Origin of the sequence: Microbacterium murale (assembly GCF_030815955.1) — a bacterium.
Lineage (GTDB): Bacteria > Actinomycetota > Actinomycetes > Actinomycetales > Microbacteriaceae > Microbacterium > Microbacterium murale_A.
The window spans coordinates 2,637,623-2,651,133 of the sequence record NZ_JAUSXK010000001.1; the positions used below are offsets into that span (position 1 = coordinate 2,637,623).

Below are 13,511 nucleotides of genomic sequence, written 5' to 3' on the forward strand. Positions count from 1 at the left end.
CTCTGCGATAACTCCAATGCATAGTTTCACTGGTCCTGATAGCGTAAACACATGAACCTGGAGCAGTTGCGTGGTTTCGTCGAAGTGGCGGATCTCGGGCATTTCACGCGTGCCGCCGAGAGCCTGCATCTGGCGCAACCGTCGCTGAGTCGCCAGATCTCCTCGCTCGAGCAGGAACTGGGCGCCGAATTGTTCCATCGCGCGCGCGGTAACATCTCGCTCACGTCAGCGGGGGAGACCCTCCTGCCACGCGCACGGCGGATGCTCGCGGATGCCGACGCCATCCGCTCCGAGATGGCGGAGCTCGCCGGGCTCCAGCGCGGGCGCGTGCGCCTCGGCGCCAGCCCGACGCTCTGCATCAGTCTGGTCGCCGAGGCGATGGGGGTGTTCCATGCGGCGCATCCAGGAGTGGAGCTGCTGCTCACAGAGGCCGGCTCGCACGTGCTCATCGAGCAGCTCTCTGCCGGCGCGCTCGACATGGCGCTCATCACGTTGTCCGACCGGTTGCCCGTCACTGGGTCGGCCCTGGTGCGCACGCCGTTGCTGACCGAGGAGCTCGTGGTCGTCTCATCGGCGGCGCAGCCCCCCGTGACGACCGGCGTGGGCATCGACCTCGACGAGCTCGCTCGGCTGCCGCTCGTGTTCTTCGCGAACACCTATGACCTGCGCGCCACGACGGATGCTGCATTCCGTGCAGCCGGTCTCGCTCCGACGCCGGTGGTGGAGGGGGCGGAGATGGATGCTGTGCTGCGCTTCGTCGAGCGCGGCCTGGGCGTCGCGGTCGTACCCGCCATGGTTCTGCTCGATCGTCCGGAGCTCCGGTCGGTGCGCCTCGTCGATCCGCGTCTCGCCCGCACCATCGGTCTCGCCCACCGCTCCGACGTCAATCCGACGCGAGCCGCTGCGGCCATGCGCCGCGTGATCGTGCGCACGGCCCGCGAGCTCGTCGAGCGCGACCCGGACACGATGGCACTGGTGGCTGCCGCCGTCAGGCCGTGACGCGGCGAAGCCGTTCAGCGAACTCGGCGGGATGCTCGACGAAGCCGGTGTGGTCGCCGGGGAATCGCTCGGGCGCGATGTCGAGGAGATCAGCCAAGGCCGTCGCCGTCCGCTCGCACAGTTGACCCGCAGATTCCGCTCCGATGCCGACGATGATCGGAGCGCCGGCCCGCAGCAGATCGACGCGAGGCGCCCAGTACACGCTCGCGCGGTACTCGTGGAAGAACCAGTACGCCTCATCGGCGACGGTCTGCGGATCACGGTCGCCGCCGAAGATCTCCTGGAGCATGCCAGGAGGAACGTCGATCGTCGCCTGGCGGAAGAACCGTTCCCAGGCACCGACGACATCGCCGGATCCGTACACCGCGATCATCTCCTCCGTCATCCTCCGCTGACCTGCAGCATCGTCGAGCAGCGTGATGAGCGGTGGCTCGTGGGCGATGACGGTTGCCGTGAGTTCGGGGTGGTCCTGGGCGAAGGCGAGCGCGGTGACTGCTCCGCCACTCGACCCCAGCACGATCGCGGCGCCGGCGTCGACATGACGGACCAGGGCCGCGAGGTCATTCGCACGTTGCTCCGCCGTCGAATCAGCGGTGCTGTCGAGGAGGGTGCTCCGGCGAATCCCGCGCGGATCGGCTGTCAGAACGGTGTGATCGGAGGCCAGGGCGTCCGCGAGGCCGTTGAAGGGCTCGGCGTCCATCGGGGCGCCGATCAGCGCGATGAGCGGCCCATCGCCGCGGACCTCGTAGTGGAGTCGCGCGTCGGCGACGTCGAGGGTGGCTGTCGTGATCTTCATTGTGATTCTCCTTGTTGGGTGGATGATGCAGGGGACGGGATCGGGCGTGCGTTCGATTGGAAGCGGTCGATGATCGCGGGCGCGCACGCCGACACGGCGAGTGCGAGCGCCAGGGGGATGGCCAGCGCGGCGGTCAGGGAGCTGAACTCGGCGACGACGCCGATCAGGGCGGGGCCGATGAGCCCGCCGCCATAGCTGATCGTCGCGACGATCGAGAGCACGCCAGGTGTGACGCCTGCAGCGGCGAGAGTGCCTATGGTGATCGGCCAGACCAGTGCTGCTCCTGCGCCGGTGAGGAACCATCCGGTGGCAGCGCAGAGTGTCGACCCGCCCGATGGCAGTGACGGGGAGAGTATGACGAGAAAATACCCGCAGGCGCCGATGACCCCGGTCAGACGCAACGTGCGTCGCGCCCCGAGCGTCGAACGGAGACGATCGCCGGTGAACCGCATGATCGTCATCGCGCCGAAGAACAGTGCGTACATCAGGGAGCCGGTCGCGGGGGTCGCTCCCAGCTCGTGCGTCGCATGCACGCCCGCCCAGTCCACGGCCGCGCCCTCTGCGATGAAGGCGGCCGTGCCGAGCGCTCCGAGAGCGGCGGTCCATCCCCACATCTCGCGTCGCATCCGAGTCTGAGGGACCGTTGCGACCTGCGCCGGCGAGGTCAGGTCGTGCGTGCTCGCCAGAGCGCGCCCGAGCAACGAAGCGACGGCCGCGATCGCCACCGCACCCGCCGCCGTCACCACGCGAGCATCGAGCCCGATGTGCAGGAGTCCTGAGACGACGAGGCCACCGCCTGCGGCGCCAAGGGTCCAGTATCCGTGCATGCGCGCGATCACCGGTCGCCCCGCGGCTCGTTCGACAGACATCGCCGATGCGCTGAGCCCTACGTTCAGTGTTCCGCTGGCGACTCCGAACAGAGCTGTCGCGGCGATCAACGCCCCGAAGGAAGGCATGGCACCGGCAGCGCCGAGCGAGACCGCGGCCGCGGGAAACGCCGAACGCACGATGGTGACGTGTGTCACCCGGCCGGCCAGCCGCCCAGCGACCGGCATCGCAACGGATGCACCGGCGGCCAGCACCAGCAGGACGATCGCGAGTCCGCCCGGACCGAGACTCAGTCGCGCGTCGAGCGAGGGGAGGCCGGCGCCCCACAACGCGGTCAGCAGACCGGTGAACCCGTGAAGTGCCGTCACCATCGTCCGCTCAGTCCTGATGCTGTCCATACGTCCACACTCGTCTGGAGCGGCGGTCGAACTCCAACACCCATCGGCGTAGGATTCACCCACATCTGTTGTGAATCAAGGGGCCGAGATGTCGGATGAACTGGAGCTGCGGCTGCTGCGGCACTTCATCGTCGTGGCGGAGGAACTGCACTTCAGCCGCGCCGCCGAGCGACTCTTCATCGCGCAGCAGGCACTCAGCCGCGACATCCGGCGTCTTGAGGAGCGGGTGGGAACGCCGCTGTTCGACCGGTCGACCCGACGCGTGGCGTTGACGCAGGCAGGACGCCGTCTGCTGCCGCGAGCCAAGGAGCTTCTCGGGTTGCACGACCTTGCCATGCGGGAGCTTCGGGAAGAGGTTCCGCTGGTCGTCGACGTCGTGAATTCCGTCTTCGCGCCGGCCCGAGTCCTGGACGCAGCACGGCGGCGGGCACCTGAACTCGAGTTCTTCGCGCTGTACGGCAGTGCCAACAGCCTCGCAGACGTGATCCCCGATGCGCGTCGTGCCGATGTGTCATTCGGGTGGTTGCGACGCCCCGGATCGGACCTGCGGTCGCAGTCGGTCAGATACGAGCGTCTCGCAGTGCTGATCCCCGAGACCCATGGCCTTGCCGCGCTCGACGAGGTCCCCCTCGAGATGCTGCGGGACACGCGGGTGTGCTCGAGAGCGGGAGACCATGTGACGGCGGGATGGGTGGAGGCGACGAGTCAGCTTCTCGCGCCGTTCGGCATCGATCCGACGATCGGGCACCCGCCGGTTCCCGGCGGCGACGAACTCGCCCAGCATCTGCGGGTCAGGCAGGCTCCGATTCTCGCCCTGATGTCGCAACCGCCGGTGGCCGATGCGGTGCTGCGTCCGATCGTCGATCCGATCCCGCTCTACCCGTGGACGATGACGTGGCGTGCCGACGTGGAGCACGAGGGTGTTCGTGCGTTGCGCGAAGCCGCAGCGGAGCTCGCGGCATCTCGAGGGTGGCTGGACATTCCGGACGGCGCCTGGCTCCTCGAGCCCGGGAACAGGACGATTCTCCGCTGAATGGTCACACTCGCGCGTTCCGAGCATCGGTCGCCGTCGCCGCCGGCGTCGTTCGGCTGCGCCTGGCATTGACCAGCGCGATGCTGCCCAGTACGAGGCCGATGCCCAGCATCTGCAGTGCGCTGAGCGTCTCGCCGCTGATCAGCACACCGAGTGCGACACCCGTCACGGGGTTGAGCAGCCCGATCACGCCGACGACACCGGCGGGCAGATGCCGGAAGCCGCTGAACCAGCAGAAGAAGCCGAGAGCGGTCGCGATCAGGCTGACGTATGCGAACGCAGTGAGCTCACTGGGGGAGACGGCTGGCGGCGGTCCCTCGAACAGTGCGGCGACGATCGTCAGTTCGATGCCGCCGACGAGCAGCTGCCACGCCGTGACGGTGAGGACGGGCGTGCCGTCGTTCCAACGCTTCATGAGGATCGCCCCGAGGGCCGACATCGCCATGGACGCGAACGACGCTGCGATGCCCCAGATGTCGAGCCGTCCTGTGGCGGTGCCGACGATGAGCAGCACGCCTGCGGCGCCGACGCCGGCGCCGATCAGGACACGCGGGCTCGGACGCTCATGCAGGATCAGCCAGGCGAACGCCGCGATCATCAGTGGCGCCACCGAGGTGATGGAGGCCGCGACGCTGGAGGGAAGCAGCTGAGCGGCCACGTAGACCAGGCAGAAGAACAGCCCCATGTTCAACGTGCCGAGCACGATGGATCGCCACCACCAGGCACCGCGGGGGAGTCGCCTGACGACGAGCAGCAGGACGAGCCCGGCCGGCAGTGCGCGAATGGCCGACCCCCAGAGCGGCGAGTCGGCCGGCAGGAACTCACGTGTGACCCAATAGGTGGAACCGAAGACGATCGGTCCGATCGCGGCGATGAGCGGCCACCGTGCCGCACTCCAGAGGTGGAGCAGTCGACGCGAATTAGTTTCCATGGAAACAAGTATACGTTCCGCGGAAAGTAAGATCGATCCCATGCTTGAGATCGATCGAGTCGCGCGTTTCGTCGAGCAATGGCGCGAGCAGCGTCCCGATCTCGATCCGAGCCCGATGGCGATCATCGGACGGATGCGGCGGGTCTCGGATGACTTCACCGCCTCGCTCATCGAGAACTATCGCCGGTTCGGGATCGGCGAGGGGGAGTTCGACGTGCTGTGCGCGCTGCGTCGCGCGGGCGACCCGTTCGCCCTGCCGCAGGGTGAGATCGCGGAGCACACCATGGTGACCGCAGGGGCGACATCGAAGCGGGTGGACCGCCTGATGGCCGGCGGCCTGGTCTCACGGCAGCCGCTCGCCGTCGACGGACGTGGTCGTGTCGTGACATTGACGGGGCGTGGACGTGCCTTGATCGACGAGATGTATCCCATCCACCTGGCGACCGAAGAGGCGTTGCTCGCGCCGCTGGACGCGACTGAACGCGCTCAGCTCGAAGCGCTGCTGGTCAAGCTCGCCATCGGCTGACGTAGACTCAAGTCAGTTCTGCTTCGACGCCCGCGGATGCAGAACACCGGATGCTGCGCCGAGCGCCGCTCCGACGAGAGTGTCCACGATCCGCTCCCACGCGACCTCCATCGACCCGATCTCCCCGGTCGCCGCTCCGGTGAGCAGCAGCACGAGCGGCGTGATGAACACCAGCGCGAGGGCGTAGTTGCGGATGACGACGAGCTCGATCGTGAATTGCAGCGTGCCGAGCAGGAGCGCAAGCCACAGCCCGGACGGATGCAGCAGCGAGAGCAGAGCGTATGCGCCGACGCCGACCACTGTGCCCAGCATCCGGTGCAGACCGCGTTGGAATGCCGCTCTGCGGGCCGCGGCCACACCGATCACTGCGACGGCCGCGCCGACGATCCAGTAACTCCGGCCCGGGTCGACGATCAGGCCGAGAAGCACTCCGAGCACGGAGACGATGGCGACGCGAACCAGCAGAGTGCGAGCGCCCGCATCCAGCGCCGGACCCGGCAGCAGGTCGCGCAGCGGACGCGCCCGTTTCGCCCGCACCGTCGGCAGCAGCAGAGGTGTCAGAGTCACGAGGTACGAGAACACGCAACCGGCTGCGAACGCCGCGATGTATGCAAGCGGTGAGATCTTCGAGCCGGCGATCACATGGGCGGACAACCCGAACACCAGCACGAAGAACAGCGGTCCCGGCGGACCCAGCCTGAACCCGAACGCCAGAGCTGCACTGACGATCGCGACGACCACGACGCCGACGCTCACGAGCCACGGATCGCCCGCCACGAGAACGCCGAGCACAGCGCTGGCGATCAGCCCCGCACCGACGAACGGCAGTACCTTCGCGCGCTCGACAACGGGTGAGAACCCCGCGAACAGCACCGTGAAGGCGCCGGAAGCGGCGATGAAGCCGAGGACCGGCAGCCCGACCAGCGTCATGACCGTGATCGGCACGGCGAGCCCGAGCGCCGCCTGAAGTCCCAGCTGCCAACGAGGACCGGGCGACGGGCCGAAGGCGAAGAGACTCACAGAACTATTGTCCTCCCTTCCTCCGGACGCCCTCGTCGAGGAGTCGCCACAGACATGCCCACTGTGCGGGCGAGAGATCTCTCGGCAGTGCCGCTCGTGCGACACCGGCTTCACCGAGCGCCCGAACTATGCCCTGCGGCGGATGTCCGATCCCGCGGAGGATCTGCCGGATGCCGTTGCCAGGACTTCGGAAGACGGCGCCGACGAATCGTTCGAAACGGCGCCGCTCACGATGGTCGATGAGTGGAGATGCGCGGCGCTCGATCGAGAGTATGCCGCCGTCCACCGCCGGCATCGGGCGGAAGTGGCGCGCCGGAACGCGGTCGTGCAGACGGAAGGTGTACCAGGGGCCGGCCTGAGCTGTCATCATGGTCGCACCTCCGACGCCGGCGCGCTTGCGTGCGACCTCCCACTGGGTGAGGAGGATCGCGTGCTGCCATCCCTCCGCGTCCATCAACCTGCGCAGCAGCGGTGTCGTCAGGTGGAACGGGATGTTCCCGACGATCACCGGTCGGGTCAGCGGCTCGTGCATGGCATCGGCGTGATGGATGCTGGCCCCGTGGACGCGGCTGCGCAGCCGGTCCACACGTCGCACATCGATGTCGATGGCGCGGAGGTCCCGCCCCAATCGGGCGAGGTGCCGCGTGAGAGCACCGTCGCCGGCACCGATCTCGAGGATCGGACCGTCGGTGGCTGCGGTCAGCGTCGTGATGCGCTGCAGCGTCGGGCGGTGGATGAGAAAGTTCTGGCCGAGTTCGTGTCGGCCACCGGTATGGGATCGAGGTCGCAAGATGCGCTCCAGTCATGAGGAAAGGAGCACCCGGCTGCGGGCGTGCGAGGGCACAGCGAACGCGCCTCCGGGTGCAGGACATCCGGAACGACGCGCAGTGGCGTTATGCGACCATCAACGCGCCGTCAGGCGCGGCGGTCGCGGAACGTGAAGCAACGCGCGTCGAACTGCGCGCTCTTTATTATCGAACCCATGGCCGACAGTCTACGGGCCGACTCAGCGTGCCGCGAGCCACTCGGCGAACGTCTGGTCGGTGAGCAGAGCATCCGGGTCCGGCAGCGCGAGACCAGCGCGCATTCCCTTCATCTGCCTGGTGGGAATGCTGATGGAGGGGGTCCACCCGCGATGCCCTGTCGCTCGAGCGTACGCCCTGACCATCTCATCGAGTGCTTCCTCGCGCGGGCCGGCGATGTCCTGCGCCCGACCTCGGGCGTCGCCGACGGCAAGGGTGACGAGACGCTCGCCGACGTCACGAGCGGCGATCGGCTGCGTGCGCGCTCGAGGCGCGAGGTGCAGCGGGCCGACCTTCGCCTGCGCGAACATCTGACCGGCGAACTCGTGGAACTGTGTCGCACGCTGAATCGTCCACGGCACCGGCGAAGCCTCGACGATCTTCTCCTGTGCGACCTTGCCCGCGTAGTAGTCGTACGGCATCCGATCGATCCCGACGATCGACAGCAGCACGATGTGCCCGACGCCCGCATCTGCCGCGGCATCGATGAGATTCCCAGTCGCCGCGGTGAAGAACTCGATGGCCGCTGCGGCCTTCAGCGTCGACACGTTCGCGGTGTCGATCACGGCGTCGACGCCGACGAGCGCCGCCGCCAGCCCGTTTCCCCTGACGAGGTCCACGCCCTGCGAGCGGCTGAGGACGACAGCCTCATGCCCGGCATTGCGCACGGCCTCGACCGTGGGACCTCCGACGACGCCTGTTCCTCCTGCGATCGCGATCCTCATCAGATGTTCTCCTTCGTCTTGTCGGTTTTCTCTGGACTCGGCCGTTCCGCGCGCGGTCCGGGAAGCATGAGCACGCGTCGTACAGTCATGCTCATACTCATTCGACGACATAGCCATCGACAATGTGAGGACGTGGCTCACATTTCCCAGCGCTGCATCGTCGACATTGAGGAAGGGTGAGATGGGATGGACCAGATCGACGAGCTCCAGAGGGAGCGACGGACGCTGCTCGCGCTCGCGTATCGAATGCTCGGCACGGTCGCCGACGCCGAGGATGCCGTGCAGGAGACCTACGTGCGGTGGTATCGGCTGCCGGATGTCGAACGCGCGCGGATCGAGAACCCCGCCGCCTGGCTCACCAGGGTCGCGAGCCGGATCTGCCTCGACATGCTGGGCTCTGCCCGCGCTCGTCGCGAGCGCTACGTCGGCGAGTGGTTACCCGAGCCGCTTCCGGGGGAGTCTGCGATAGCTGCGGCCGTGCCAGTCGATCCGCTCGACCGTGTCACCCTCGACGAGTCCGTGAGCCTCGCGCTTATGGTCGTGCTGGAATCGCTCACCCCCGCCGGGCGGGTCGCCTTCGTGCTGCACGACATCTTCGCCGTGCCGTTCGCTGAGATCGCCGAGACGGTCGGACGAACGCCGGACGCCACCAGGCGGCTCGCCTCCCAGGCACGACGACGTGTTCGGGAGCGCCGCGCCGGTGCCGCTTCCAGGGAACAGCATGACGCGGTCGCTCGTGCCTTTGCCGAGGCGACGGCGACCGGACAACTCTCGACGCTGATCTCGCTGCTGGACCCCGACGTGGTGCTGCGCTCGGACGGCGGGGGGAAGGTCTCTGCGGCTCGTCGGCCCGTGGTCGGCGCCGATCGTGTGGCGCGATTCCTGCTCGGGCTCCCTCATCTTGAGCCGACCGCCAGGATCGAACCGCGGCTCGGTCCCGAGGGGCTCGCGTTCCTCGTCACGATCGATGGTCGTACGGATTCGGTCATCTCGGTGGATGTGGCGGGCGAGCGCATCACGGACGTCTACATCGTCCGCAATCCCGACAAACTCACACTCTGGCGGTGATCTCCCTCAGAGGGATCGTCCCTGATCTCTCATCGGTACGATGACGTCGTGACCACAGTGACCGCCCGCCCCGGCATCGCCGAGCGGCTTTCGAGGATGATTCAGCTGCCGACGGTGTCGGCTGAGCTCGAAGTACGCGGGCACGAGCCGTTCGAGAAGTTCGTGGCGCTCATCGCCGAGCTGTACCCGCTCACCCATGAACGGTTGTCGCTCGAGCGTCACACCGAGTTCGGGCTGCTCTTCCACTGGGATGGGGCATCGAGTGCCGACCCGCTGGTTCTGATGGCGCACTACGACGTCGTGCCCGTCGGCGAGAGCGATGACTGGACGTATCCGCCGTTCGCGGGCACGATCGCCGACGGCCGGGTCCACGGACGCGGCGCCCTGGATGACAAGGGCCCACTCATCGTCGTGCTCGAGGCGGTCGAGAACCTGCTGGCGAACGGCTTCGTGCCCGCACGCGACGTGTACCTCTCGTTCGGCGGCAACGAAGAGACCTTCGGTGCGGCTGCCGTGGAGATCGCGCGCGTCATGAAGGAGCGCGGGATCGTCCCCTGGCTCGTGCTCGACGAGGGCGGCGCGGTCGTCGATGCGCCGCTGTCCTTCGTTCAGGGCCGTGCCGCGATGATCGGCGTCGGAGAGAAGGGCGTGCTGACGCTGAAGCTCAGTGCGCGCGGCGAGGGCGGGCACGCGTCCGCGCCACCGACGCTCACCGCCGTGCGACGCATCGCCCGCGCCGTGAACCGACTCGCGCCGTCCACATTCCGCCCTCGGACGCCGAAGGCGATCTCCCGGATGCTGTCACAGTTCTCCGAGCAGGCCAGCGGGCCCTCCCGACTGCTGCTCAAGATGCTCGCACGCGTGCCGTTCCTCACGGCGCGCGTGTTCGCGGCGCTGGGCGGGGAACCAGCCGCCATGGTGCGCACCACGGTCGCCGCCACCATGCAGACAGGCGGTACAGCGGCGAATGTCATCCCCTCGCAGGCATCCGCGACGGTGAACCTGCGCATCGCGCTCGGGGAGAGCGTCGACAGCGCTGTCGTGCGCGTACGCCGTCGAGTTCGCGACCCGCTCGTCGAGATCGAAGTACTCGAAGGCAGCGAGCCCTCGCCGGAGTCACCGACCGACAACGCGCAGTTCGCGCTTCTCGGCGAAGCATTGGACGAGTCGTTCCCCGGCGTCCGCCCCGTCCCGTACGTGATGATGGCAGCCACTGACTCGCGCCACTTCCATCGCTACGCGCCGGCGGTGTACCGGTTCGCTCCTCTGGAGATGTCGAACGCGCAGCGCGCGTCGATCCATGGGGTCGACGAGAGTGTGGAGATCGCCACGCTCGAACGGGGCGAGGCGTTCCACCGGGCGCTGCTCGAACGTCTCCGTTGAACCTGAGTACCGGCATCCGCGGTACCCGGTGTGCCGTAGAGTGACCTCACCCGAAATCTCAAGAAGGAGCAATGGTGCCCCGTTCTGTCAGCCTGAGCGCGCTCGCCGCGGTCGTCGGTTTCCTCGCCTTCGTGGAGTTCACCAGCGGCGTGCTGCAGGGCTACTACACGCCGATGCTCTCCGACATCGCGCGGCATCTGCAGATCCACGACGCCGACGTGAACTGGTTCGAGGGCACGCAGCTCATGCTCTCGGCGCTGGTCGTTCCGGCCTTCGCGAAGCTCGGCGACATGGTCGGCCACAAGCGGATGCTGCTGATCTCCACCGCACTGACAGCGGTGGCCGCTCTTGCGCTGCCCTTCACGGACTCGTTCTGGGTGTTCCTCGTGGCGTGGACGCTGATGGGCTTCTACGTCGTCTGGCTGCCGCTGGAGATCGCGCTGATCTGGTCGCGATCGCGGAAGATGGAGGGCCGCTCGATCCTGACCGCACGGGCGGCGGGTCTGCTCGTCGCGGCGCTCGAGGCCGGAGCCATCGGCGGTGCGCTGATCGGGGGTGCGCTCATCGACGTGCTGCCGCTGACCATCGTGCTGCTGATCCCTGCGCTGCTCGTGATCGTCTGCTTCTTCGTCATCCTGTTCGGGGTGAAGGAGTCGCCGGACTCGACGGGCGGTGTGCTCGACATGGTCGGCCTCGTGCTCATCTCGATCGCGCTCATCTGCTTCACCGGCGGGCTGAGCATGCTGCGTCTAGACGGGGGCCTCGTGAATCCATGGTCGTGGATCGTCGTCGCCCTCGGGCTGCTGCTCGTCGTGCCGTTCGCACTGTGGGAGCTTCGGCACGATGACCCGCTCATCGACGTGCGGATGTTCCGCTCACCCGCGCTCTGGCCGGTGTTCGTCACCGCAGGTCTGTTCGGGGTGAGCGTGCTCGGTGCCCAGGCTCCGCTGTCGACCTTCGCCCGCACCGATCCGTCTGTGTACGGCTATGGGCTCGGAACCACCGGCTTCGCGACATCGCTCATCATCGGCATCTACCTGATCGGCATGATCACGGGCGCGCTGCTGTACTCGAAGATCGCGCGACTCACCACGCCGCGACTCACGCTGATCGGCGCCGCACTTCTGGTCGGCATCGGATTCTCGATGTTCCTGCCCTTCCACGACTCGTATGCGCAGGTGATCACGAACATGGTGATCGTCGGTCTCGGGTCCGGTGCACTCGTCGCCGCGCTGCCCGCGGCTGCAGCATCCGCTGCGCCCGCAACCCAGACCGGTGTCGCAACCGGACTCACCAACTCCGTCAAGACCGTCGGCGGGGCGATCGCCTCGTGCATCTTCGGCATCGCGCTCCTGCACGGGTTCGCCGCGACGGCGTCCGGGGCGGAAGGAACGGCGGGTTCGCTCGAGGGCTACATGATCGTGTGGATCGTCTGCGGCGCGACCGCGCTCGCCGCGGCAGTGCTGTTGCTGTTCGTGCCGAAGAACTCGTTCACCGATCACGCAGTGGATGCGGCGGAAGAGCTGCCCGTTCTACCGTGAGCTCAGCCTGCCGGGTTCACACGCGGCGGGTTGTGCATGAACTCGATCCGGATGCCGCTGTCATCCTCGACGAACGACGCGTAGTACCGGTCGTTGAATCGCGGATAGAGCTTGGGGTCGCGGACGGCGGTCCAGCCCGCGTCGAGTGCGATCGCATGGAGGCGGTCGACCTCCGCGCGTGATTCGACGGCGAAGGCGAGGTGCTGCCATCCCACCTCGCCATGCCGGTGCGGACCGGTGCCCGCTTCGCGGGCGGGGAAGATGATCAGCTCCGTCTCACCGTCGCGCTGCCAGGCGACCGAGTTCTCGGCGTCGTCGCGGGTGAAGCCAAGGGCGTCCATCACAGGATGGAACTGCGAGATCGCGTGAGGCAGGTCTTCGACGGTGATACCCAGATGATCGAGAAGAGGCATCCTGCCAGTCTTGCCCATGCCTCCGAGATCGTCGAGTGTGCGCTCAGAACAACGCGGTCGGAAGTGCGCCCTCGAACTCGAGCAACCAGCGTTTCGTCAGCAGGCCCTGTCCGCTGTCGCCGCCTGAGTAGCCGCCAAGCCCGTCGCTCGCGACGACACGATGACACGGGACGATGATCGGGATCGGGTTCGCGCCCATGACGGCACCGACGCCACGGGCGGGGATGCTCGTGCCGCTCCTCGCCGCAAGCTCACCGTAGGTGATCGACTGCCCGTGATCGACGGTCTCCGCCAAGGCGGTCAGAACCGCGTGCGTGACCTCGGTCTGAGCTCCGAGGTCGAAGGGAAGGTCGAAGCGGGTCAGCCGGCCGTCGAAGTAGGCACGTAGTTGCCGCAGCGCCTCGGTGAGCAGCGGGTCATCCTGCGCAGGCGGCGGGGGTGCGGATCGCCAGGCCACGCCTGTGATCGACTGACCGTCGCTGATCACGGTGAGCTGGCCTACGGGCGATGAGAGTGTGCCGGACGACGACATGACCATGACCCTAGCCGTCGCCGCGGACATCGAAACGTCTGGGGCGCGGCGCCGTCAGAGTTCGATCCCGTTGGACTCGTCGTTGACGCCGGCGTTGTCGCCCTTGCGGGATTCGACGGCGAACAGCCAGACCAGCGAGACGATCGCAGCGAGCAGCAGCCCGAGCCATACATTCTGCAGGACGAGTCCGATCACCACCCCGAGTACGACGAGCACGACCGTGCCGCCGAGCCAACTCCAGCGCTGCTTCTTCGATGCCGCCATGGCCCCAGCATAGGTCGATGTCCGTCGGTGCT

15 protein-coding genes are annotated in these 13,511 nt (G+C 67.5%); 6 read left to right on the forward strand and 9 right to left on the reverse strand.

Features of this window, described 5'->3' with window-relative positions; all coding sequences use genetic code 11:
- The first annotated feature begins 51 nt into the window (after nucleotides 1-51).
- The gene (locus tag QFZ46_RS12890; protein WP_307362091.1) at nucleotides 52-999 is read left to right on the forward strand and encodes a LysR family transcriptional regulator; all 948 of its coding nucleotides are present in this window, start codon (nucleotides 52-54) and stop codon (nucleotides 997-999) included.
- Here QFZ46_RS12890 and QFZ46_RS12895 read toward each other — a convergent pair.
- Nucleotides 989-1,795, reverse strand: coding sequence for an alpha/beta fold hydrolase (locus QFZ46_RS12895; RefSeq protein WP_307362097.1), 807 nt, complete (start codon nucleotides 1,793-1,795; stop codon nucleotides 989-991). The two genes, QFZ46_RS12890 and QFZ46_RS12895, sit on opposite strands and share 11 nt — an antisense overlap.
- The gene (locus tag QFZ46_RS12900; protein ID WP_307362099.1) at nucleotides 1,792-3,021 is read right to left on the reverse strand and encodes a hypothetical protein; all 1,230 of its coding nucleotides are present in this window, start codon (nucleotides 3,019-3,021) and stop codon (nucleotides 1,792-1,794) included. Before QFZ46_RS12900 ends, QFZ46_RS12895 begins: the two co-directional genes overlap by 4 nt.
- A gap of 88 nt (nucleotides 3,022-3,109) precedes the next feature.
- Here QFZ46_RS12900 and QFZ46_RS12905 point away from each other — a divergent pair, with 88 nt between their 5' ends.
- Entirely contained in the window at nucleotides 3,110-4,054 is a 945-nt protein-coding gene (locus QFZ46_RS12905; RefSeq protein WP_307362101.1) for a LysR family transcriptional regulator, read from the forward strand.
- Nucleotides 4,055-4,058: 4 nt separating this feature from the next.
- On the opposite strand, the gene QFZ46_RS12910 is transcribed toward QFZ46_RS12905, so the two are convergent.
- Nucleotides 4,059-4,985 carry a DMT family transporter gene (locus QFZ46_RS12910; RefSeq protein WP_307362103.1) on the reverse strand — a complete coding sequence of 309 codons (927 nt, stop codon included), beginning with the start codon at nucleotides 4,983-4,985 and terminating at the stop codon, nucleotides 4,059-4,061.
- A gap of 40 nt (nucleotides 4,986-5,025) precedes the next feature.
- Here QFZ46_RS12910 and QFZ46_RS12915 point away from each other — a divergent pair, with 40 nt between their 5' ends.
- Complete coding sequence (locus QFZ46_RS12915) at nucleotides 5,026-5,511, forward strand: MarR family winged helix-turn-helix transcriptional regulator (RefSeq protein ID WP_307362105.1); 486 nt, start codon at nucleotides 5,026-5,028, stop codon at nucleotides 5,509-5,511.
- 12 nt (nucleotides 5,512-5,523) lie between these two features.
- On the opposite strand, the gene QFZ46_RS12920 is transcribed toward QFZ46_RS12915, so the two are convergent.
- The 3 genes from QFZ46_RS12920 to QFZ46_RS12930 form a co-directional block, all read right to left on the reverse strand.
- Entirely contained in the window at nucleotides 5,524-6,531 is a 1,008-nt protein-coding gene (locus QFZ46_RS12920; RefSeq protein WP_307362107.1) for an FUSC family protein, read from the reverse strand.
- A gap of 4 nt (nucleotides 6,532-6,535) precedes the next feature.
- Nucleotides 6,536-7,321, reverse strand: coding sequence for a 23S ribosomal RNA methyltransferase Erm (gene erm / locus QFZ46_RS12925; protein ID WP_307362108.1), 786 nt, complete (start codon nucleotides 7,319-7,321; stop codon nucleotides 6,536-6,538).
- A 216-nt stretch (nucleotides 7,322-7,537) separates the two neighbouring features.
- Nucleotides 7,538-8,278, reverse strand: a complete 741-nt coding sequence (locus QFZ46_RS12930; protein WP_307362111.1) for an SDR family oxidoreductase — start codon at nucleotides 8,276-8,278, stop codon at nucleotides 7,538-7,540.
- A 186-nt stretch (nucleotides 8,279-8,464) separates the two neighbouring features.
- Here QFZ46_RS12930 and sigJ point away from each other — a divergent pair, with 186 nt between their 5' ends.
- The 3 genes from sigJ to QFZ46_RS12945 all read left to right on the forward strand — a co-directional run bounded on the left by sigJ (nucleotide 8,465) and on the right by QFZ46_RS12945 (nucleotide 12,270).
- Nucleotides 8,465-9,346 (forward strand): RNA polymerase sigma factor SigJ, encoded by an 882-nt coding sequence (gene sigJ / locus QFZ46_RS12935; RefSeq protein WP_307362113.1) that lies wholly within the window; start codon nucleotides 8,465-8,467, stop codon nucleotides 9,344-9,346.
- A 48-nt stretch (nucleotides 9,347-9,394) separates the two neighbouring features.
- Nucleotides 9,395-10,729, forward strand: coding sequence for a M20/M25/M40 family metallo-hydrolase (locus QFZ46_RS12940; protein WP_307362115.1), 1,335 nt, complete (start codon nucleotides 9,395-9,397; stop codon nucleotides 10,727-10,729).
- A 71-nt stretch (nucleotides 10,730-10,800) separates the two neighbouring features.
- Nucleotides 10,801-12,270, forward strand: a complete 1,470-nt coding sequence (locus QFZ46_RS12945; protein WP_307362117.1) for an MFS transporter — start codon at nucleotides 10,801-10,803, stop codon at nucleotides 12,268-12,270.
- A 2-nt stretch (nucleotides 12,271-12,272) separates the two neighbouring features.
- Here the strand turns inward: QFZ46_RS12945 and QFZ46_RS12950 are convergent, their stop codons facing one another.
- Genes QFZ46_RS12950 through QFZ46_RS12960 form a run of 3 tightly spaced genes read right to left on the reverse strand, consistent with a single transcriptional unit; the run spans nucleotide 12,273 to nucleotide 13,479 of the window.
- A complete protein-coding gene (locus QFZ46_RS12950; RefSeq protein ID WP_307362119.1) occupies nucleotides 12,273-12,683 on the reverse strand; it encodes a VOC family protein in 411 nt (136 codons plus the stop codon).
- A gap of 43 nt (nucleotides 12,684-12,726) precedes the next feature.
- Nucleotides 12,727-13,215, reverse strand: coding sequence for a methylated-DNA--[protein]-cysteine S-methyltransferase (locus tag QFZ46_RS12955; RefSeq protein WP_307362122.1), 489 nt, complete (start codon nucleotides 13,213-13,215; stop codon nucleotides 12,727-12,729).
- Between the two features lie 54 nt (nucleotides 13,216-13,269).
- Nucleotides 13,270-13,479 carry a hypothetical protein gene (locus QFZ46_RS12960; protein WP_307362124.1) on the reverse strand — a complete coding sequence of 70 codons (210 nt, stop codon included), beginning with the start codon at nucleotides 13,477-13,479 and terminating at the stop codon, nucleotides 13,270-13,272.
- Nucleotides 13,480-13,511: the final 32 nt, after the last annotated feature.